Origin of the sequence: Spirosoma liriopis, assembly GCF_023196085.1 — a bacterium.
GTDB lineage: Bacteria > Bacteroidota > Bacteroidia > Cytophagales > Spirosomataceae > Spirosoma > Spirosoma oryzicola.
In genome coordinates this window covers 1985203-2008083 of the sequence record NZ_JALPRF010000001.1, presented here as the reverse complement: position 1 = coordinate 2008083, position 22881 = coordinate 1985203, and the positions used below count along the sequence as shown (strand labels likewise).

At 47.2% G+C, this 22881-nt stretch carries 16 protein-coding genes; 9 read left to right on the top strand and 7 right to left on the bottom strand.

Annotated features, from left to right (window positions below; translation table 11 throughout):
- Nucleotides 1–340 precede the first annotated feature (340 nt).
- The 8 genes from M0L20_RS08390 (at nucleotide 341) to purB (ending at nucleotide 12370) form a co-directional block, all read left to right on the top strand.
- Nucleotides 341–949: a SprT family zinc-dependent metalloprotease gene (locus tag M0L20_RS08390; protein WP_248476464.1), complete on the top strand. Its 609-nt coding sequence runs from the start codon at nucleotides 341–343 to the stop codon at nucleotides 947–949.
- Complete coding sequence (gene porU, locus M0L20_RS08385; protein ID WP_248476463.1) at nucleotides 927–4400, top strand: type IX secretion system sortase PorU; 3474 nt, start codon at nucleotides 927–929, stop codon at nucleotides 4398–4400. The genes M0L20_RS08390 and porU overlap by 23 nt, the downstream gene beginning before the upstream one ends.
- Before the next feature lie 113 nt (nucleotides 4401–4513).
- Complete coding sequence (gene porV / locus M0L20_RS08380; protein WP_232560354.1) at nucleotides 4514–5767, top strand: type IX secretion system outer membrane channel protein PorV; 1254 nt, start codon at nucleotides 4514–4516, stop codon at nucleotides 5765–5767.
- A 116-nt stretch (nucleotides 5768–5883) separates the two neighbouring features.
- Complete coding sequence (locus M0L20_RS08375; RefSeq protein WP_248476462.1) at nucleotides 5884–7164, top strand: M16 family metallopeptidase; 1281 nt, start codon at nucleotides 5884–5886, stop codon at nucleotides 7162–7164.
- 162 nt (nucleotides 7165–7326) lie between these two features.
- Nucleotides 7327–7983 carry a glycerol-3-phosphate 1-O-acyltransferase PlsY gene (gene plsY, locus M0L20_RS08370; RefSeq protein ID WP_232560352.1) on the top strand — a complete coding sequence of 219 codons (657 nt, stop codon included), beginning with the start codon at nucleotides 7327–7329 and terminating at the stop codon, nucleotides 7981–7983.
- Nucleotides 7984–8113: 130 nt separating this feature from the next.
- Nucleotides 8114–9475 carry a dipeptidase gene (locus M0L20_RS08365; RefSeq protein WP_248476460.1) on the top strand — a complete coding sequence of 454 codons (1362 nt, stop codon included), beginning with the start codon at nucleotides 8114–8116 and terminating at the stop codon, nucleotides 9473–9475.
- Nucleotides 9476–9538: 63 nt separating this feature from the next.
- Nucleotides 9539–10930 (top strand): DUF1207 domain-containing protein, encoded by a 1392-nt coding sequence (locus tag M0L20_RS08360; protein ID WP_248476458.1) that lies wholly within the window; start codon nucleotides 9539–9541, stop codon nucleotides 10928–10930.
- 99 nt (nucleotides 10931–11029) lie between these two features.
- Nucleotides 11030–12370 carry an adenylosuccinate lyase gene (purB, locus tag M0L20_RS08355; RefSeq protein ID WP_248476456.1) on the top strand — a complete coding sequence of 447 codons (1341 nt, stop codon included), beginning with the start codon at nucleotides 11030–11032 and terminating at the stop codon, nucleotides 12368–12370.
- Between the two features lie 49 nt (nucleotides 12371–12419).
- Here purB and proC read toward each other — a convergent pair whose 3' ends face one another.
- The 7 genes from proC to M0L20_RS08320 all read right to left on the bottom strand — a co-directional run bounded on the left by proC (nucleotide 12420) and on the right by M0L20_RS08320 (nucleotide 20550).
- Nucleotides 12420–13223 carry a pyrroline-5-carboxylate reductase gene (gene proC, locus M0L20_RS08350; RefSeq protein WP_232560348.1) on the bottom strand — a complete coding sequence of 268 codons (804 nt, stop codon included), beginning with the start codon at nucleotides 13221–13223 and terminating at the stop codon, nucleotides 12420–12422.
- A 138-nt stretch (nucleotides 13224–13361) separates the two neighbouring features.
- Nucleotides 13362–14498, bottom strand: coding sequence for a TlpA disulfide reductase family protein (locus M0L20_RS08345; protein WP_248476454.1), 1137 nt, complete (start codon nucleotides 14496–14498; stop codon nucleotides 13362–13364).
- On the bottom strand, nucleotides 14495–16000 hold the full coding sequence (gatB, locus tag M0L20_RS08340) for an Asp-tRNA(Asn)/Glu-tRNA(Gln) amidotransferase subunit GatB (protein ID WP_248476452.1): 1506 nt from the start codon (nucleotides 15998–16000) through the stop codon (nucleotides 14495–14497). Before gatB ends, M0L20_RS08345 begins: the two co-directional genes overlap by 4 nt.
- A gap of 95 nt (nucleotides 16001–16095) precedes the next feature.
- A complete protein-coding gene (locus tag M0L20_RS08335; RefSeq protein ID WP_232560345.1) occupies nucleotides 16096–16932 on the bottom strand; it encodes a phytoene/squalene synthase family protein in 837 nt (278 codons plus the stop codon).
- Between the two features lie 26 nt (nucleotides 16933–16958).
- Nucleotides 16959–18434 carry a bifunctional phytoene desaturase/3,4-desaturase gene (gene crtID, locus M0L20_RS08330; RefSeq protein ID WP_248476450.1) on the bottom strand — a complete coding sequence of 492 codons (1476 nt, stop codon included), beginning with the start codon at nucleotides 18432–18434 and terminating at the stop codon, nucleotides 16959–16961.
- A 282-nt stretch (nucleotides 18435–18716) separates the two neighbouring features.
- A complete protein-coding gene (locus M0L20_RS08325) occupies nucleotides 18717–19232 on the bottom strand; it encodes an RNA polymerase sigma factor (RefSeq protein ID WP_232560343.1) in 516 nt (171 codons plus the stop codon).
- A 349-nt stretch (nucleotides 19233–19581) separates the two neighbouring features.
- Complete coding sequence (locus M0L20_RS08320) at nucleotides 19582–20550, bottom strand: KpsF/GutQ family sugar-phosphate isomerase (RefSeq protein ID WP_248476631.1); 969 nt, start codon at nucleotides 20548–20550, stop codon at nucleotides 19582–19584.
- Between the two features lie 107 nt (nucleotides 20551–20657).
- On the opposite strand from M0L20_RS08320, the gene recQ reads away from it, so the two are divergent.
- Nucleotides 20658–22865 carry a DNA helicase RecQ gene (gene recQ, locus M0L20_RS08315; protein WP_248476448.1) on the top strand — a complete coding sequence of 736 codons (2208 nt, stop codon included), beginning with the start codon at nucleotides 20658–20660 and terminating at the stop codon, nucleotides 22863–22865.
- Nucleotides 22866–22881: the final 16 nt, after the last annotated feature.

Here is a 22881-nt window from a genome sequence, read left to right as displayed (position 1 = left end):
CTGAGAGATTCTAAGAAGAGTAAAGTTTGCATTACTAAGAAAAAAAGTATATTTGCAGTGCAAATCTCAAAGATCATTCAAGGACAATGAAAAAAGTATTCGCTCTCTTATTTGTAGGCAGCATGTTAACTTTCGCTGCTTGCCAAAGCAAACCAAAAACGGAAGAAACTACAACTGAGTCTACCTCTACGATGTCGACTGACACGACCACGATGGCTACCGATTCGTCGATGACGACGGATTCAGCTTCGACAATGGCTAGTGACAGCGCGAAGTAATTCGTTGACTTCCTTATCGAATTAAAAAGCCTTATTTTTATAAGGCTTTTTTCATTTTGACCTTGTCCGACGTTTTTACTACCTATTTTCCGCTAGGAACAGATGGCTACTGTCGCCAGCTGTGGCAGCAATACAAGTTCAATTTTCGAGTGGTAAAACCACGCCGGACTCGTCTGGGTGATTTCCGTGTTTTTCCTGATGGCAAAACGCAGATTACGGTAAACGCAGACTTGAATTCGTACGCTTTCCTGATTACGTATGTCCATGAGGTGGCTCATGCTGAGGTAAATCGTGCCTACCGAAGGCGGGTTCAACCACACGGGAAAGCTTGGCAGATAGCTTTTCAGCGGCTTATGCAACCGCTCATGACCGAAGCTGTCTTTCCCGTGGATATTCTTTATCCACTTCAACGATACATGATCAGGCCAGCCGCTACTACATATGCAAACCCGGCTCTGATGACTGCTTTGCGTAAAGTCGATAATGTATCCCTGAGCGGCATTAGCCACAATCGAACGCTGTTACGCGATGTGCCGGAGGGAGAATCGTTTCAATTTGATAAAAAGACCTTTGTGCGGGGCACGTTACGTCGAACTCGTATCGTTTGTAAAGAAGTATCGACAGGAAAGTCATACGCAATTTTAGCTCATGCATGGGTGGAACAATACTAAGCGGTTTACGGTCGATACTTATTGGGTAAATGGTACACGAGAGTCTTGTACAAACTCGGTTAAGTGGATCATTAGTCTAACGGTCTGGCTATCGATTGCTAGTTTGCCGAACGGTCATGCTCAGTCGGTTCTGAAGGAAGGAACCTGGATCAAGATTGGCGTTGTAGAATCCGGCGTTTACCGATTAGATCAGGCAACATTAGCCCGCATAAATCCTGCCTTCGCTAGCGCTGACCCCCGTACGTTGAGGCTGTATGGAAACGGTGGCGCGGTATTGCCCCAGCCAAATGCTGCCCAACGTGCATCTGATCTTCTAGAAAATGCCATACTCGTGAATGGCGAAGCCGATGGACGATTTGACGCGGGAGATGCTTTGTTATTTTTTGGGCAAAGTCCACATATCGTTCGGTATGACTCGCTTGCCCGACGCTTCAAACACCAAATCAATCCCTACACCGATACAACGTTCTACTTCCTAACCGTCGGTGGCGGTCAGGGCTTACGCATTGCTGAACGTCCAGCCGGTGCATTGAGCAGTACGGCCACGGTTACGACATTCGATGATTATCAGTTTCATGAGCAAGATTTGGTAAAAATACCCTCTGTGCGCTCAGGACGCGAATGGTTAGGTGAGATCATGACGAACGATACCACTAAGACAATCCCTTTCGATGTTCCTGGTGTTGTAGCGAGTGTACCAGTTCGGATTACCTCGTCTGTAGTAGCCGGGGCTTCGGCTACCACGCAATTTCGCGTGCGATTAAACGATCAGTTTGTTGGGACACAACTGATGTCGAGCATTTCTGGCTATGAGTACGACTACCAGGGTATTCTCCGAACGGATACCTTTTCTGTCAAACCGGCGACAGTTGCAAATCCCTTACGCGTAACGATTTCGTTTCAGAAAAATAGAGCAATCTCAGTACTGGGCTATCTGAATTATATTGGCATTCAGGTCCGACGAGAGCTTCGGCAGTACGATCAGCCAACTTGGGTGCGGCAGTTGGATTCTGGCCAGTGTGCTGTTCGACAGTCAGCAGCTACGTTACGAGTATGGAATTTAGACAATCCACTTGTTCCAGTTAGTCAGGCTTACTCGCTTTCGCCAGCATCTGAGGCAAGATGGGTATCGGCAAACCGCGCTGATTATTATTTATTCACTGATAATCAGCTAAAAACGCCGGTTTCTCTGGCTTCAGTTGCCAATCAAAATATTGCCAGCTTAACTACGCCCAATCTATTGATTGTTACATCAGCTGCATGGCGAGCCGAAGCCGAGCGATTAGCCACGTTTCGGCGTGAACACGATCAGTTGACGGTGCAGGTTGTCACAACGCAACAGGTTTATAATGAGTTTGGCTCTGGAAAACCTGACCCGACAGCTATTCGGGATATGGTGCGCTATTTTTACCGAAAAACGCCTGGTCAACTGCGCTATTTGTTGCTCTTTGGTGATGCTACGTACGATTATCGGAATATAAACCGGCTACTCAGCGCTAGTCAGCTTGCTAATACCGTGCCGGTCTACGAAAGTAACGAATCGTTACACCCCGTTCTGAGCTACTCATCCGACGACTATTTTGGGTTTATGGATCGTAACGAAGGCGAATGGCCTGAAACAAACGCAGGTGACTACAAAATGGACATTGGCGTTGGACGCTTGCCTGTCAAGTCGACTGATGAGGCTAAAACGGTGGTGGATAAGCTGATTCGTTATAGCTCCGATCCTTCGCTGGCTGGTGACTGGCAAACACGGGTTATGTTCGTTGCTGACGATGGTGATTACAACATCCATCAGCAGGATGCTAATTCATTAGCGACCATGACGGAAACTAATGCTCCTTCATTCCGACCGGAACGCGTGTTTTTGGATGCGTATCCGCAAGAGACTACGGCCAGCGGACAAAAATCGCCAATTGTTAACCAGCTAATCAATCGGGCCGTTGCTGATGGTCGATTGATCATCAACTATAGCGGTCATGGTGGCGTAGAGACATTGGCGGATGAACAGGTTGTAACACTTCAGGATATTTTGTCGTGGAAAAATCGTCGCCTTCCCTTATTTGTGACCGCTACCTGTCAGTTTGGTCGCTACGATGATCCGGCCAGCAACTCCGGGGCAGAATTAGCGCTGCTAAGTCGATTGGGTGGAGCAATTGGCCTGTTAACCACAACGCGACCTGTGTATGCCAATACGAACCTTGTTCTGAATAAGGCGTTTTGCAAATTCGCTTTTACGCCGATCAATGGTCAGATGCCCCGATTAGGGGATGTGATGAGGCTGACAAAAAATGATAGTCTGGTCGGCCCTGTCAACCGCAACTTTGCCTTATTGGGCGATCCGTCCATGCGTTTGGCGTACCCCCAGGCTCAGGTCATGCTCACTAAGGTTAATGGACGAACTGTTACCGCTGATCATGCCGACACACTACGCGCGTTGGAAACGGTTGAATTATCAGGTGAAATTCAACAGGGAGGGGGGCGCCTAAATGATTTTACGGGAACGTTACAGCTTACGCTCTACGACAAAGCAACCACGCAAACGACACTCGGTACCGAAAGCGCTAAGATGAATTTCAAAGCGTACACAAGTACACTGTTCGCAGGACAGGTAGCCGTAAAAAATGGTCAGTTTGCCGTTCGTTTTGTGATGCCTAAAGATATTTCGTACACGGTGGGAATGGCTAAGTTATACGCGTATGCTGTCCGATCCGATAGCTTGCTTGACGCCGTTGGCAGCTACGATAGCTTACGGGTAGGGGGAAGCCTGGTAGTCGATAGTCTGGATACCCAACCGCCCCTTGTTCAGTTACACGTTGAAGGAGGAGTCTTGGATGGGGAGCAGGTTCACGTGGCTGGACCAGACGTAACGGTTCGCATTAGCTTGCAGGATAATCAGGGAATCAATACGGCACGGGCTGGTTTGGGCCATGAATTGACTATTCGGATTGGGGATCAATCGCCTGTTGTGCTTAACGACGCGTATGTTTCGACCAGTGGTGATGGTCGGCAGGGACAGGCTGTTTATACCTTCCTGGATGTTACTCCTGGGGCGTATATTGTCCGGGTAAAAGCGTGGGATATAAACAATAATTCAACAGAAGGCACGTTGAGCATAGTAGTCTCGGGTAAGCCAGCATTGGCTCTTCGAGGATTACAAGCTAGTCCGAACCCCGTAACGACGTACTCAACAATAAGTGTCGAACACAATCGAGGTGGTGAACCACTCGACTGGACTTGGCAAATAGTCGATCAAAATGGCCGTTTACTAAATCAACGAACAGGCCAGTGCAGTGATTGTCCAACTAAGCTCGATATTGGGACGTGGTATGGGTCGACTGATTCAGGCCAATCCGTACCAAATGGGTTGTATATAGTCAGATTGCGTATACAGTCAGCGGCCGATGGGTCAGTGACTGATGGCAGTAGTCGACTAATTTTATCGAAATGATTTTGTGGTTCTAGTAACCTGCTTTTTCTAATCCAACGAATCGTTGTAATTTTGACCGTTCAGGACTGTCCTATTCACTTAACCAGTCGCTGTTGTTGACCAACACACTTTGTATGAAGCGTAACTTTTTCCGTGTTATTCTCGGCGTTTGCAGTTTCTTTCCCGTCGTCGCTTTTTCCCAGGTAAACCTTCTGTCAGGACAGTTAAGTATCCCTACATCGGCAGTTCCATTCCTTAATTTCACGCCAGATGCTCGTTCGGGTGCATTGGGTGAAGCCGGGGTGGCATTGGGTGATGCCGATGCGAATGCTATCTTCTGGAATCCTTCCAAACTGGTTTTTGCCAAGCAATCGAAGGGGGCATCTATTTCGTATACGCCCTGGCTCCGCGACCTGATCGGAGACATGTACTACACTTATTTGACAGGCTACTCGAAAATTGGTAAAAATTCCGTTATCGGTGGTTCTTTAATGTACTTCGATTTAGGAACGGTCAATTTTACGACGGCAACGGGTGTAGCTGCGGGTACGTTCAATTCGCGTGAATACGCCGTTACGGCTACGTTCTCACAGCGTCTTTCGCAAAATTTCTCGCTCGGCGTTGATCTAAAATATTTGAATTCTAACCTGGCATCGGGTTCGTCTAACCCTGGTTTGAAGCCAGGTGCTACCGCTGCGGCAGACATTAGCGCATTTTATCGGAATGAAGCGCGTGACAATGCTACGGGTAGAGGTATCGGTTGGGCGTTTGGGGGTATGCTTTCCAACCTGGGTGGTCGTATCAACTATGGTGGCCAGGAGCAGTACTTTATTCCAACAAATCTACGTTTGGGAACGGCACTGACTTATTATGCTGACCAGTATAACAAGTTCAATTTTGTCTTCGATGTCAATAAACTAATGGTGCCTACGCCACCGGAATACGCACGGGATGCGAATGGCAACCCGATCCCAGTAGCGGGAACTAGCCCGACTCAGTATCAGATTTCGCGCGGCAAAGACCCCAACCGGAATTACTTCAGCGCTGTATTTGGTTCGTTTGCCGATGCTCCCGGTGGTCTGAGCGAAGAGCTAAAAGAGTTCACGGTTTCAACGGGTGTTGAATACTGGTATAATGATCAGTTTGCGGTTCGGGCTGGTTATTTCGGCGAATCAAATATCAAAGGAGGACGCAAGTATTTTACAACGGGTATTGGTCTGCGCCTGCAAGAGCGATTCGGGGTTGATTTCTCCTATCTTCTACCTGTAAAACAAGGAAGTCCGTTAGCCAACACGTTCCGTATTTCATTGCTTTTCAACTTCAACGGATCGAATGCCGTGGGAGCTGATAATGATAACGACTCAGCGGGCGACGATACAAATTATTAATTGGTAAGCCTGGTCGTTTGTAAAGAACTGCGATGGGTAAACCAATCTTAACGCAAATCATTACGTGAAATGGCATTTCGAGCTGAGATGCCATTTTCTTTATCAATAGGTAGTAAATGGTACTTGACAGAACGCAGTCACCCGCCTTTCAGGCTATTCAGGAAGTGCGCCTTCCATCCGTTCAAACGCACATTCTTGATAATGGTATTCCACTCCATTTAATTGAAGTTCCTCAACAGCCCGTTATTCGGATAGAGTGCATTATCGAAGCCGGTACTTGGTACGAAGAAGTGCCAGGTACCTCTTTTTTTACGTTGAAAATGTTATCGGAAGGAACGCCCGATCGCTCATCTGCCCAAATCAGCGAATACTTCGATCGCTATGGTGCCTTCCTGGAACTAAACAGCGGTCCTGATAGAGCCAGCGTTGTTGTGTACTGCCTGACCAAGTTTCTGCCCAACATATTGCCTATTCTGCGTCAATTGCTGACAGAGCCTACGTTTCCGCAGAAAGAACTGGACGATCTGCGAAACATCACGCTACAGAATCTACGGGTCAATTACGAGAAAAATGCTTATCTAGCCGGAGTACTGTTTCGGGAAAAACTGTTCGGGCCGCAACATCCCTATGGTCGTAGCCAGCGACCTGACTCGATTGAGCAGCTTACCCAGAAAGATATTGTTGCGTTTTACGATCGTGTTATCCATAACCGGCCTTACCAGATTCTGCTGGCTGGTCAGGCGTCAGAAAACGAAATATTGTTAATCAATCGGGAGCTTGGGCAGTTGCCAATTCAGGAGAAAAGCCTAACGCCAGTCGTTGCTGGGTTAAGCACGGAGGATGGTCAGCCAGTCCTAGCCGAGAAAGCAGATAGCGTTCAGTCGTCGATCCGGCTGGGCCGTCGGTTATTTACCCGGTCGCATCCTGACTTTTTCAAAATGCTCGTCACCAACGAATTGCTGGGAGGGTATTTCGGTTCACGGCTGATGAAAAACATCCGGGAGGAAAAAGGATTCACCTACGGAATCTCGTCGAATATGCCATCCTTTCGACACGACGGTTATTTCCTGATTGGAACGGACGTCAATAAAGAAAATACGCAGCAGACACTGGACGAGATTCAAAAGGAAATCCGGATTCTGCAAACCGAACCTGTGTCGCAAACCGAATTGGAGACCGTAAAAAACTTCATGGCCGGTGAGTTTGTCGGTTCATTGAACACACCCTTTGAAATCGCTGATCGTTACAAAGTGATTTTATTAGACGGTATGCCCGCTGATTTCTTGACAAAATACATTGAACGACTACGAGCCGTAACTCCGGACGAGATTATGGAAACCGCCGTCAAGTATCTCACTGAAGGAAGCTTACGGGAAGTGATAGTCGGTGGAAAATAGGGCCATTTAGAAATTTATTGAGCGGTTAAATTGTTACAAAGCATATAAAGTTGTTGATTCCGTAACAATGACCTAATTTTGAGGTTACATTCCGTAATTCCGCCGTTCGTACTACTTGTCGCTTATCCGCTTTGCTAACAATCGTTTACTAAATCTGCGTTAATGAACGTTTTATTTATTAGTATTACCACAGTAGTAGCGTATTTGCTTGGTTCTATTCCGACCGCCGTTTGGTATGGACTGGGTTTCTTTGGTGTTGATGTTCGCCAGCATGGTAGCGGCAACGCTGGTGCCACAAACACATTCCGAGTGCTGGGAAAGCGGGCTGGTACAATTGTTATGCTGGTCGATGTATTGAAAGGATACACGGCTGCCATCATGGCTAATCTGCTCTGGTATCTCGATGTGATCACCCAGAACGAGATAATGACCTTCGAGATTGTATTTGGCTTAGTGGCGGTAATCGGTCACCTCTATCCAATATTTGCCGGTTTTAAGGGCGGAAAAGGTGTGGCCTCATTACTGGGAATGGTCCTTGCTATTCATCCCGAAATGGCCCTGCTCTGCATCGGTATTTTTCTGCTGGTAGTAATTGCCTCTCAATACGTATCATTAGGTTCTATTTTAGCCGCTCTGGCGTTTCCCGTCTTGTTACTGCTTCGCGTTTTTGGTGAAAAAGAAAGTCCTTTACTCATTGTCTTTGGCTTTGTTGTGTTTTTGATGGTTGTGCTTACTCATCAGAAAAACATCGGGCGTCTGATGCGCGGTCAGGAAAACCGTACCGTGCTTATTCGGCTACGGAAAAAGCGCGGAGAATAAGAAACCTATTTATTGTTGATACTGAACGCCCCGACGTTGCACGAAATGTGCTTAACTTCGGGGCGAACTTTTTCTGTGTGCTATAGAAAATATGATTTAAGATAAACAGCTGTTTATCATACATAATACTATGACTACTTATCTTGACGCCAATAAACAGCGCTTTCTGGATGAACTCCTGGAGTTGCTCCTTATTCCTTCTGTCTCGGCTGACTCAAAATTTAAAGGAGACGTTCGGCGAGCCGCCGAATTTGTCAGAGATAAACTAGCGGCAGCCGGTCTGGATAACGCCAGTTTGTACGAAACACCTGGCCACCCGGTCGTTTATGCGGAGAAAATCGTGGATCCTGCCTTGCCGACAGTCCTGGTGTACGGCCACTATGACGTTCAGCCCGCCGATCCGTATGAACTTTGGCAGTCACCACCGTTTGAACCGACTATCCGTAACGAGCGCATCTACGCGCGCGGTGCTTGCGACGATAAAGGGCAGTTTTACATGCACGTCAAGGCAATCGAAGCGATGATCGCTACGGATGGATTGCCCTGTAATGTGAAAGTAATGATCGAGGGAGAGGAAGAAGTTGGCTCTGATCATTTAGGTACGTTCGTCGCTGAGCATCGGGATATGCTGAAAACAGATGTGATTCTGATCTCCGACACAAGCATTATTGCCAATGATACCCCTTCGCTAGAAACAGGCTTGCGCGGTCTGTCTTATGTGGAAGTTGAAGTAACGGGCCCAAACCGGGACCTTCATTCGGGCGTATATGGCGGTGGTGTTGCCAATCCGATCAATGTCTTGTGCGATATGATTGCCTCGTTGCACGACGAAGCGGGCCGTATTACTATTCCTGGCTTTTATGACAACGTCGCCGATTTAAGCGAAGCTGAACGTGCTGAACTGGCTAAAGCACCGTTTAATTTGCAAGACTATAAGCAGGATCTGGACGTAAACGACGTAGCGGGTGAAGCCGGTTATTCAACCAACGAGCGTACATCCATTCGACCAACGCTGGACGTAAACGGAATCTGGGGCGGCTATACCGGCGAAGGAGCCAAGACCGTACTCCCGTCGAAAGCATTTGCTAAAATCAGTATGCGGCTGGTACCGAATCAGACGCCCGACGAAATAACAGAGCTGTTCACGAAGCATTTTACTGCTATTGCGCCCGCGAGCGTGAAAGTTAAGGTGACACCGCATCACGGCGGACTGCCTTACGTAACACCAGTTGATTCGGTAGAATTTGAAGCGGCTAGTAAAGCCTTTGAAGACGCATGGGGCAAGAAGCCGATTCCGACGAGAGGAGGAGGAAGCATCCCGATTGTCGCGCTTTTTGAACGAGAACTGGGTGTTAAATCGATCTTGATGGGCTTTGGCCTGGATAGTGATGCGCTCCACTCGCCAAATGAAAGTTACGGCTTATTCAACTTCTATAAAGGGATTGAAACGATTCCTTATTTCTACAAAAATTACGCTGAACTAAAGCGCTGATCTTAATCTTGCCTTAACCGACGTGGTTGGTACAGCCACGTCGGCATAACTTGTACGTATTCTATGAATAAAATAGTACTCGCTTTACTACTCATTATTCAGTTTGGATCATTGGCATTCGCCCAGCAACCGGCTGCTCCCAAAACAACAGCTCCAGCTTCCCGGACGCTAACACCAGCTGAACAGCGCCAGAAAGAGAAGATAGACCGCGAAGTACAGCGCGAGCGACAGATTCGTGCTGAATGGGCGCAAAAGCAGCGGGAGTACGAAGCTAAACAGGCCGAAAAAGAACGGCAGAAGCAAGCCAGGAAATCCGAAAAGGAGCGTCAGCAGCAAGAAAAAGAAGCAGGCAAATCAAAGTCGGAACCAACGTCAACGCTCGTTACTCCTGCGCCAACACCTGTAGCTGAGCCTGCAACACCAGCTCCAGCCCCTGCTGAACCGTCTCGCAAGGAAAAACGCGAAAAACGCAGGAAAGAAACGCCAGCACCTGCTGTAGAAACTCCAGCTGCTAATCCCGCGCCGGTGCCAACTTCGCCAGAGCCAGCACCCGTTGAAGCTCCTAAAAAGGTAGAGAAAGTACAACGACCCAAGCGAGAACGCAAACCGGTTGTACAGACTGTCGATTCTGCGTCAGCTATGGCTCCTGTTAGCGATCCTACCGTCGCCAGACCACGCCGGGAGTTTTTGCCCAAAGGGCATCTTTTCGAGCCAATTCTACTTGACCCACTCGAAGCACAGACCTACGGCAGTGTTCTGCCGCTGTACTATACAGAAGGAAATAAGTACAAAGGAAGTATCGTTCCGTTTGCGTTCGGTTTTGCCAAGCCGTTCTATCGCCGGACTACAGAGCCGGGCCGTTCAACAGAATGGGTGCTTGATCTGGCGTCATTTACCCAATTTGAGGCATTCCACGATGATAAGTTGAATAAAGCGCGTCGGCAGATCATGAATAATGACTACAAGATTAGTATCATCTACAATGTCCGTCGTGGCGCCAACAACTACCGTTTCCGTGTGTATCACATATCGTCTCACCTTGGGGACGATTATATCTACCGCAATCAGATCACGGCTCCGACACCTAACTCCGTCAATTACGAACAGCTTGATGTAACTTACAGCCGGAACGTCACCAACTGGCGGTTGTACGGTGGTGCTGGCATTGTGCTACGGAAAACAGAAGAACGTAAGCTCCTCAGTGCACAGTTAGGCGCTTTCTACAAAAAGCCATCGGACAAAGCCGCGCGACTGGTTGGTGGAGCAGACATTAAGTTCTGGCAGCAAACCGATTTCCGGCCCGGCATTCACGCGGGTGTTGGGGTTGAGGTAGGCCGTACGCAAAACAACCTGACATTCTTACTGGAAGGTTACTCTGGTTTCCGTCCTTACAGTCAATACGAGAATCAGCAGACAGAATGGTTAGGTGTTGGTTTGTATCTGAACCCTTTCTGATTGAAAAGCTAGTCACAGTTTAAAAGATAACTATCCTGAAAGGTAAGGCAATACGACCGTTACAGTCGTTTGTCTTACCTTTGTGTTTTGTTTAACTCCATGAATTTAACAGCATTAACGGCGATATCACCTGTTGACGGTCGTTACCGGCGTCAGGTTGAGGCACTAGCCCCTTACTTTTCAGAATTCGGTCTTATTCATTACCGGGTTCGTATCGAGATCGAATACTTTATCGCGCTCTGCGAGTGGCCGATTCCGCAACTGGCGGGCGTTGAACCGGCGCAGTTTCCGGCATTACGGGCTTTGTACGAAAACTTTTCGGAGGCTAATGCATTGCGCATCAAGGAAATCGAAAAAACGACCAATCACGATGTAAAAGCAGTTGAGTACTTCATCAAAGAAAAACTGAAAGACTCAGCGGTTGAACCTTATCTGGAGTTTGTTCACTTTGGGCTGACCTCCCAAGATATCAACAACACGGCCATCCCCTTACTACTGGATGATGCGCTGAATGTTGAAATTACTCCACTTTATCGCCAGGTATTTGTTCGGTTACAGCAACTGGCCGAGCAGTGGAAAGATATTCCTATGCTGGCTAAAACCCACGGACAACCTGCATCGCCTACTCGTTTGGGTAAAGAGCTGATGGTGTTTGTTGAACGGATCGAAAAGCAGCTACACTTGCTGGCGGGTATTCCTACGGCAGCGAAGTTTGGTGGCGCTACGGGCAATTTCAACGCCCATACGGTCGCTTATCCGAACGAAGATTGGAAAAAGTTTGGGGATAAATTTGTCGAAGGATTGGGTATGGTCCGTAGTCAGTTTACCACGCAGATCGAGCATTACGACATGCTGGCGGCAATACTTGATGCCTTCAAACGCCTAAATACAATCCTGGTCGATCTGGATCGCGATGTCTGGACATACGTGTCCATGAACTACTTCAAGCAGAAGTTGAAAGAAGGTGAGGTTGGTTCATCCGCCATGCCGCATAAAGTTAACCCGATTGATTTCGAGAATTCAGAAGGGAATCTGGGTATTGCGAATGCCTTGTTTGAACACCTTTCCGGCAAGCTGCCTATTTCCCGGCTGCAACGTGACCTGACCGATTCGACGGTTTTGCGGAGTCTTGGTGTTCCCTTTGCTCATTCGGTTATCGCCTTGAAATCGTTGCTAAAGGGTCTGGACAAACTTGAACTTAATCAGGCTGCCATCCAGGCTGATCTAGAAGACAACTGGGCCGTAGTAGCGGAAGGAATACAAACGATCCTTCGTCGGGAAAGTTATCCTCAGCCGTATGAAGCCTTGAAAGCATTGACGCGCACGAACCAGAAGATTACGGCTAATACGATTCGTGAGTTTATAGACGGTTTGAATGTCTCAGAATCAGTCAAAAACGAACTAAGAGCTATAACGCCGTTTAGCTACACTGGTCTGTAATAGAATGCACAGTGATAAATCAGCTGGAAGCCACTTCCAGCTGATTTACTTATCCTTTCGAAAGTTCCGTGGCCCGTGTTTGTGCCGCCTTGATACCATCTACGAGTGTATCGCTGAGTGAACCTGCTTCAAAGGCTCGTAACGCAGCTTCGGTAGTTCCCCCTTTAGACGCTACTGCTTTGATGAGATCGTCCAGCGATTTATCGGCAGTATTAATAAGGTGATAAGCGCCCAGCATGGTTTGTTTAACCAATAAGGCTGCTACAGCGTCATCAAAGCCCATTTGCTTGCCTGCTTCGATCATCGCTTTGACAACATAGTAGAAATATGCTGGCCCGCTTCCACTAAGCGCTGTTACCGCATCGAGCATGGCTTCATCGTCGAGAAAAATAGACCGGCCCGTAGCGTTGATGAGATTCTCGACGCGACGCAGACCAGCTAAATCAACTTCTTTAGCCGCCGTAAAGCCAGTTATGCCCATACCAAGCATAGCGGGTGTGTTAGGCATAGCGCGAACAACAAGCGGGTGCTTTAACTTTTCCTGAATTTGTGCAATAGGAATACCAGCCATAATCGACAAAATGATCTGATTGGGCTGGATAACGCTTTGCAACGCTTCGTGGACACTGCTAAAATCCTGCGGTTTTACAGATAGAATAATTAAGTCGGTTTCGCCAACGCGCGGCCCGATGGTATCAACTACAACGCCTGCTTTCTCATTCTTCAACGCTTCGGAGCGATCAGCGCTTTTCTCAATCAGTAACAAGTCATCTTTTTTTACCAGATCGTACTGCAAAAACGATTTAGCAAAAGCCATTCCCATGTTGCCGCAGCCAACAATAGCAATTTTCATATTCCAATGAATCAGTAAGTATACGAATTAGTAACGGAGCGAGTGATGAAGCGGCAATCTTCTGTGGAAGCCAGATAGCTAACAAAAAGGGTCAGGTTGTGAGACCTGACCCTGCAAAGCTACTAACTTGTTGGCAACCTATTGTCCGCCTTTCAGGATTTCCTCGAGTTTCTGCTCTAAAGCGGGGCCACGAAGATCCTTGGCAATAATTTTTCCGTCTTTATCGAGCAAAAATGTCGCCGGAATTGCCTGAACGCCATATTGTTGTGCTGCCGCCGATTGCCAGAATTTCAGATCGGAAACGTGCGTCCAGGCAAGGTTATCGTTGCGAATCGCTTTTGTCCAGTTGCCTTTTGTCTGGTCGAGCGACACACTATAGATCGCAAATCCTTTGTCCTTGTACTTGTTGTACATACGAACGACGTTTGGATTCTCCATCCGGCAGGGGCCGCACCATGACGCCCAGAAATCAAGCAGAACGTATTTGCCGCGTAAAGACGATAGCGGAACCGGGGTACCGGTTGTGTCACTAAGCGAAATTTCGGGGGCTTGGGCACCGACCATAACTCCTTTTATGCGGGCTACGCGGCCAATCAGCGATTTTGCGTGTGGGCTGTTTGGATTTTCTTTTTCAAAGCGTTGCGCCAGCACATCGTACGTATCAAAATCGTTTTTGATGTCGATAAAATTAAGCGCAAACAATGACGCAAGCGACGTTCCCATTTCGGGAAGCATGGCTTTTACTTTGTTGACAACATCCTGCTCAGCGGCTTGATAGTCCTGCTCGATCTGGGCAATCCGTTTGTTGTCTTTCTTTTCGGTAGCTGCGGCAACCTGCTTGTTCCAGGTTGCTACCTTCGCTTCCATATTGGTGCGCAGCGTCATGAGCTTATCGTAGTACTCCATGTTTTTGGAGCCCGTAACAGTTGCTTTTCCTTCCTGACCGGTTTTAGCATTCATTCGGAAGCCGTCGGCGGTCACGTTTAGCGTCTCGCCCCCTTCTACCAGCAAAGCCATTTTCTGACCGCCCCCTACATTCAAGACAAACACCTCGCCACCATCCGCTACTTTGTTTGTCAGGGTAAATTTGTTACCGGCGTCCACTTTTGCCGAATCCAACTTACGTGTCGGCTGCGAATTGGTTTCCAGATAAACAAAGCTACCGGGTGCTGCACTTTTTACCGTGCCTGTTACGGTAAACGGCTTTGTTGTTTGGGCATTGGTCGCGAAACCAATGAGTAAAAAACCAGCTACAGTCAAAAACAGGTTTTTCATGTTGTTTGTAATGTCTTCGTTACGAGTTCGTTCACCAATTTAGGGTCAGCAGAGCCTTTCGATTTTTTCATTACTTCGCCCACAAACATGCCTAGCAAATTCTTTTTGCCTTTGCGGTATTGGGCTACTTTATCCGGCCAGGCTGCCAGTACTTCTTCTACCAACGATTGTAACGCGTCAGTATTGCGATTCTGTATCAAACCCTGTGTTTGAGCTAAATCCATCGCTGTAGCAGTAGGCTCGGCAACCATCAGCGTAAATACCTGCTGCGCAGCGGTTTGACTGATTGTTCCGTTATCAATGAGGGTAATCAGTGATGCTAAGCGTTCTGCCGAAATCGGAAACTGCCGTTCGCGCAGGGCCTTCTCGTTAAGTTGGCCTTTCACCGGGCCCATGATCCAATTGGAAGCTGCTTTGTAATTGGCCGTATGGGCACAAATTGCTTCGTAGTATTCGGCCAGTTCTTTGGAATCAGTCAGTAAAGCTGCATCATAGTCGGGCAGTCCGTAGTGGGCCGTGAACTTTTGGTACAACTCAGCAGGAAGCACCGGCATTTTTGTCTGGATATCCGCCAGCCATGCGTCCGAAATAACGACGGGAGTAAGGTCAGGATCGGGAAAATACCGGTAATCGTTCATCGTTTCCTTCTCACGCATGGCGTAGCTTAGACCCGTAGCGGCATCGAACGTACGGGTTTCCTGCGTAATGCGTCCACCCGATTCAATGACGTCAACCTGCCGTTGAAACTCGCTATCGACGGCGCGCATTACGTTTCGGATCGAGTTTAGGTTTTTAACCTCAACCTTCGTCCCTAATATAGTTGTTCCTATCGGTCGGATCGAAACGTTGACATCGCAACGGAGCGAGCCTTCTTCCATGTTTCCATCACAGATGTCCAAATACCGTACCAGTCGTCGAACTTCGGTTAAGTATTGGCCTGCTTCGTCGGCTGTTCGGATGCAAGGTTCCGTAACCATCTCAATGAGTGGTGTACCAGCACGGTTGTAATCGAGCTGCGTCGCCCATTCATCGCCATCGTGAATTGACTTTCCAGCATCTTCTTCCAGATGAATGTGGTGTAACTGGATGGTTGTCTGATACAACTGGCCCGTTTCGGGATGCTTGGCCTTTACCGTAATGCCACCCCCTACACAAACCGGGCCTTTATCCTGCGAAAGCTGATAACCTTTGGGTAGGTCTGGGTAAAAATAATTTTTGCGGGCAAAAATGTTGTGGCGTGTAATCTCGCTACCGCAAGCCAATCCCATCCGAACGGCGTACTCAACTGCTTTGCGGTTTAGCTTCGGCAGCGTGCCTGGATGGGCAAGCGTAATAACACTAATATTGGTATTCGGCTCAGCACCGAACGCATTCGCGTCGGCAGCAAAGATTTTGCTTTGGGTTAATAGCTGGCAGTGTACCTCAAGGCCAATGACCGCTTCGTAGCGGGTTTTGGCTGCTTGTGCCAGCACCTCTGGCGATGAGTTCGCTTCGGCTACCATTGACAGAAACTATATGATTTACAGCAAAGATAGCGAAAAGGCAGGCAGGGCTGGCTACCAGTAAGGTGATAACTTACAAAGAGCCGTTTGCTTCGTTAAATAACGTTGAGTCGGAACTTCAGATACGTTTGGGCCAGCAGGGCAAACTTTTGGGGGTTCGGCACGCGAATCCGCTCGTTTTGTATTCGGGAAGCGGGCAATTGCTTAATCTTGTTAAACAGCGTCTGGTAATAAGCGTAAGCCAGATAAACGCCTAGTCGAGCCCCTCGTGGCAGATTCAGAATGCCTTTATAGGCTTCATCGAAATCGCGCTGAATGTCATCTTCGATCAGTTGCTTTGTGTCACGGCCAAACTCACTAAAATTGACGCCGGGAAAATACGTTCGCCCCCGATCGACAAAATCACTTTTCAGATCACGAAGGAAGTTTACTTTTTGAAAAGCCGAACCAAGTTTTCGAGCGGGTTCGCAGAGTCGGTCAAATTCAGAGTGATTTCCCTCACAGAAAACGCGCAGGCACATTAGGCCAACTACTTCGGCAGAACCGTAAATGTATTCGTTATAGCCCTCGGCGTCATAATCCTGAAAGTATAAATCCATCTCCATACTTTTCAAGAATGATTCGATCAATTCGTGTTCAATCTTATACTGTTTTACAACGAGTTGGAAAGATTGCAGGATCGGATTTAGACTGATTCCCTCTTCGATTGCCTGGTAAGTATCAAACTTGAAGCGATCGAGCAGCGTCTTCTTGTCGTATTCATGGAATGTATCGACAATTTCGTCAGCGTACCGAACAAATCCATAGATGGCGTAGATCGGCAAATGAAATTTGCGGTCCAGCGTTTTAATGCCTAGAGTAAACGACGTACTGTAATGTTCTGTAATTAGCTTACTACATTTCAGTGCGGTTGTGTTGAACAACGCCATCATAGATTGAACAGGAGGGGTTAGATCTATTAGTTGAAAAAATCTTTTTCTACCTCATCGGCAACGACGAGACCTGAGATGAGAGATGGTGGAACTCCTGGGCCCGGAACGGTTAGCTGACCCGTGTAGAACAGATTGTTCACTTTTTTGTTTTTTAACGATGGCTTGAGCAGGGCCGTTTGTTTAAGTGTGTTTGCCAGGCCGTACGCATTTCCCCGGAAAGCGTTATAATCGCTCTTAAAGTCCTTATGAGCATAACTCCGCTTATAGACAACATAACTGCGAACGTCTTCACCTACGTAGGCTTCCAGCCGATCCATGATAAGATTGAAGTAGCGTTCGCGTGTGGCTTCGTCGTCGGTCAGGTCAGGCGCTACAGGAATCAGTAAAAATAAGTTCTCACAACCTTCTGGCGCGACAGATGGGTCCGTTTTGGATGGGGCTGATGCGTAGAAAAGCGGTTTTGTTGGCCAACGGGGCGTTTCGTAGATCTCCTGCGCGTGCAACGAAAAGTCCTCATCAAAAAACAAGTTATGATGTTGCAAACGCGGGACCCGCTTGTTTACGCCCAGGTAGAATAGAAGTGAGGAAGGTGCCATAACCCGCGTCTGCCAGTACCGATCGTCGTAGTTACGGTAAGCCGCATCTACTAAATTTGTCTCAACGTGATTATAATCAGCTCCGGCCACAACCACGTCTGTCTCAAAGATACCCTGATCGGTAACTACACGGTGTGCTCGTCCCTGCGTAACACCGATTTCTTGTACAGTCTGGTTCAATAGTATTTTGACGCCTTTTTCCTCGGCTAAGCTAACCATTGCTTTGACTATCTCGTGCATTCCACCCATCGGATACCAGGTACCCATTGCCATTTCCGCATAGTTCATCAGGCTGTACATAGCAGGCGTGTTGCCAGGTGTAGCACCGAGAAATAAAACTGGAAATTCAATAATCTCCAACAAACGAGAATTTTTAAAGAATTTCCGGGCGTGACTGGCAAAGGATTGGAAGACGTCGAGTCGAGTAACGTCGTAAAGCAATTTTAGACTTAAAAACTCCGTAATAGAACGGCTTGGCTTCCAGACAAACTTGTTCATACCAACATCGTACTTATACGACGCTTGTTTCAGGAATTCACGTAGGCGGAGAGCGCTACCGGGCTCTATCTGTTCGAAAAGCTTTTCTAAATTTTCCTGACCAGCAGGTAGGTCAATGGCCTCGTCAGCACTAAATACAACGGTATAAGAAGGATCAAGCCGAACTAGGTTGTAATAATCGGACGGCTTTTTGCCGAAGCGGGCAAAATAGTTTTCAAATACGTCGGGCATCCAGTACCAACTAGGTCCCATGTCGAACGTAAATCCGTCGGCTCGAAAAACCCGTGCTCTCCCGCCGGGCATATTATTTTTTTCAAGTATCGTAACATCGTAGCCCTTATCGGCTAAGCTGGTTGCAGCGGCTAGTCCGGCAAATCCGGCACCGATAACGAGGACGCGCTGAGGCATTACAGAATGATTGATTGAGGAACTGGCTACACGAGTAAGTGGCTAGTTAACCTTTTTGTTTTAATACTTAACCATAGTGCTGACGTAATTGCGATGCCTATTAGATGAAATTCTGTTAATCTACTGCCTATCAAAATTTTATAAAACAAAAAAGTTGGGCAGAATCCTACCCAACTTTCCGAACCTTCCTCTTTTTTAACCAAAAACTACTCAATCAATACGGTTGAGACGGACCAAGGTCACAAAAGTCTCGCAGAAAACAATCTTATCTGCAAATATTTTTTAGCTGTTGAAGTGAGCGTATACCTTTAACTGGTCTTTCAGCTCTTTTCTTGCGATGTGGATGCGGTTTTTAACCGTTCCAATGGGGATGTCAAGTTTAGCTGCAATCTCATGGTATTTAAAACCACGGAAGTGCATCATGAACGGTGTTCTATATGTGTCATCGAGGCCGTTCACTGCCCGGTTGATGTCGTCTTGAGCGAATGACGAATAAGCTAGGTTATCCGTGCTGCTTTCTGTCGAGTTAATATAGTGTAAATTGTCTGTCGTGTCGATGAATGTATTTTTCCGAACCATTCGCTGATAGTTGGTGATGAACGTGTTCTTCATGATTGTATACAACCACGCTTTCAGGTTCGTACCATCTGTGTATTTGTCACGGTTGGTAAAAGCTTTCAGAAGAGTGTCTTGCAGCAAATCGTTGGCATCTTCAACATCTTTCGTGAGCCGCAGCGCGAATGGGCGCAACGATTTGGACACTTTTCCGATATGATGAGTGAATTCGAGCGCAGTCATGATTACAAATGTTTTTTGTTGAACCTGATTTGATAAGGTACTAGACAAAAAAGCAACCAGCCTTTGCTTATTTTGAATCCTATCCCTTGATCAGCAGGTAACGGTCTAAAAAACAGCAGTTTAGTGCGTATATTTTTTCTGTGCCAGAAAAAGAAAACGTAATGGTTGATTAGTCCATTGTGGAATTATTCCCACATAGTGTGGAAAGAGAAGTGTGGAAGACTTCAACAAAACAAACGAGAAGTCCACAGTGTTTTCCTCAAGTAGTCAACTTACTAATTTAACAGAAAAGCCTCCCGCATTACGATGTGTTTGTAACGCAGAAGGCAATAGAAAGGGAGTTAGAAAGCTATACTAGCCCTTCTTTGAGTAAGTCATGTAAATGGATAAATCCCTTCACGTGATTGTTTTCGGTAACAATCAGCTGCGAAATATCCCGATCCCGCATTAGCTGGAGAGCAACCATGGCATATTCGTCAGCTTCAACGCATATCGGCATAGCGGTCATTACATCGCGCGCCCGAAGCTCCCAAAATGTATCGTGCTGATAGGCCATGCGACGGATATCGCCGTCCGTTACAATACCTTCCAGCAGGCCATCGGCATTGATGACTGCTGTTGCACCTAATCGTTTTGCCGAAATCTCGAAAATTACATCTTTGACTGATGTATCAAGCAACACCTGTGGGCATTGATTGTGCGGAAAGATATCAGCGACTTTCAAATACAGCTTTTTACCGAGTGACCCTCCTGGATGGAACCGCGCAAAGTCGTGACGAGTGAAACCACGAGCTTCCAATAGACTAATGGCTAACGCATCACCCAGAGCCAACGCAACCGTTGTACTTGTCGTTGGAGCCAGATTCATAGGATCTGCTTCCCGTTCAGCAAAGGCCCGGAGCACATAGTTGGCATGCTGCGCCAGATAGGATTCGTGATCGCTTACTAAGGCAATTATCCGGACGCTTGTCCGCTTTAACAAAGGCAGCAATACTTTAATCTCAGCGGTATTACCACTTTTCGACAGGATTAGGACAACATCATCCGCCTGAATCATACCCAGATCGCCATGTATCGCATCGGCTGCGTGCATGAACAGGGCGGGCGTGCCCGTAGAATTCATGGTTGCCACAATTTTCTGACCGATCAGCGCACTCTTGCCAACACCGGTTACAACTAGTCTACCTGTTGAGTTGAGAATTGTGTCAACGACTGTGTCAAACTGGTCATCGAGTAGGTCAACTGCGTGACGAATGGCATCAGCCTCGGCTAGTAATACCTGCTGAGCAATTGTTTTGGAATTTTTTAATACTTTCAACATCAGTTTTCGCGATGAAGAACAGTTTGCTGTGTATATTCGCTTACTTTAGTAGCAAAGATACGGTAAGCGAATAGAGTAAAGGTAACTTTTGTACGATTTGTAGAATGATGCAGGTTGATCAGACGGTCCATGTGACCATCAAAGAGCGGCTAAAAGAGATTTTTGGGTATAGTCAGTTCCGGGGCGATCAGGAAGCCATTATTCACAGCATTTTGGCGGGCCGTAATACGTTCGTTATCATGCCTACGGGTGCAGGAAAATCGCTGTGCTATCAATTACCGGCTATTGTCAGTGAAGGCACAGCCGTTGTCATTTCGCCGTTGATTGCCCTGATGAAGAATCAGGTTGATCAATTAAATGCCTTTGGCGTGAACGCGCAGTTTCTAAACTCGACGCTTTCCAAGGCTGAAATGAACAAAGTAAAGAGAGATACGCTTAATGGTTCGCTTAAACTACTATACATTGCGCCGGAATCGTTGACAAAGGAAGAAAACTTGGATTTTTTGAAGAAAGCCAATATTTCATTCGTTGCCATTGACGAAGCACACTGTATTTCTGAATGGGGTCATGATTTTCGGCCAGAGTACCGAAAAATACGCGGCATCGTCGACAACATCGGTAACTTACCTGTCATTGCGCTTACCGCTACCGCTACGCCTAAAGTACAGCAGGATATACAGAAAAACCTGCAAATGGAGGATGCCAACCTTTACAAAACGTCCTTCAATCGAAAAAACCTTTACTACGAGATCAAGCCGAAGATCGACGCTAAAAAACAGCTTATCAAATACGTTAAACAAAACAAAGGCAAATCGGGAATCGTCTATTGCCTAAGTCGTAAAACGGTTGAAGAAATTGCTGAGTTGTTAAGCGTCAACGACGTCAAGGCGTTGCCGTATCATGCCGGGCTTGATCCGCAAACCCGAATGGCTAATCAGGACGCTTTCCTGAATGAAGACGTTGATGTTATCTGCGCGACCATCGCGTTCGGGATGGGAATCGATAAACCTGATGTTCGCTTTGTCATTCACTACGATGCGCCAAAATCGCTCGAAGGGTATTACCAGGAGACGGGCCGGGCTGGTCGCGATGGACTGGAAGGCAACTGCGTTATGTTCTACAGCTACGACGACATCGTCAAGCTGGAGAAATTCAACAAAGATAAACCTGTTACCGAGCGCGATAACGCCAAACATTTGCTGACCGAAATGGTTTCGTACGCCAATCTGGGTGTATGCCGTCGTCGTCAACTGTTAGGCTATTTCGGTGAGTATCTAGAAAAAGACTGTGGGTTTTGCGACAACTGCATAAAGCCGGCCGAAAAATTCAAGGTGCAGAATGAGGTTGTACTGGCTTTACAGGCCGTTCTTCAAACCGATCAGCGATTTGACGTGGCTCACCTGAGTGACGTACTGACGGCAACGAATAACCAGTACGTAACCAGCTACGAGCATAACCGTCTGGAAGTTTACGGCAAAGGTCGGGAGTTCAACGAAAGCCCTTTATTCTGGTGCTCGCTGCTAAAGCAGATTACCATTTACGGCTACATCGAAAAAGATGTCGATAATTACGGTATTCTCAAGTTAACGCAGAGGGGGCTGAACTACATCGAAGATCCGTATCCCATCTCGCTCTCGAAAGATCATGACTATGATCAAGTTGTTGAGCAGAAAGAAGATGACGATAAGGATTCGGCACCTTCGTCAGGTGGGGCCGCTTACGATGAGGAGTTGCTAGGCTTGCTGAAAGCGCTCCGGAAAAAGATCGCCAAAGAGAAAAATCTGCCACCGTATGTCATCTTCCAGGACCCGTCAATGGAAGAAATGGCTACGACCTACCCAACCACTCGCGAAGAGATGGCGCAAATCAACGGCGTCGGTATGGGGAAGGTGCAGAAATTCGGTCGTCCATTCATCGACTTGATAACCAAGTACGTCGAAGACAACGATATTGAGACAGCGAAGGATGTCGTTATCAAATCGACGGTCAACAAGTCGAAGGTTAAGATTTATATAATCCAGCAAATTGACCGCAAAGTCGATCTGGAAGAAATCGCCGAGTCGAAATCGCTTTCGATGGAGGATTTGATGGAAGAAATCGAGCACATTTGTTACTCTGGAACTAGACTTAACCTCGATTATTACATCAATCAGGTCATGGACGAGGACCGGCAGGACGAAATCTACGAGTACTTCATGCAGGCCGAGAGCGACAACATTGCCGTTGCCATGCGTGAATTTGGAGGAGATGATTTTACGGAACAGGATTTACGGTTGATGCGTATTAAATTCCTGTCTGAAGTAGCCAATTAAAACGGTTATCAGTTTT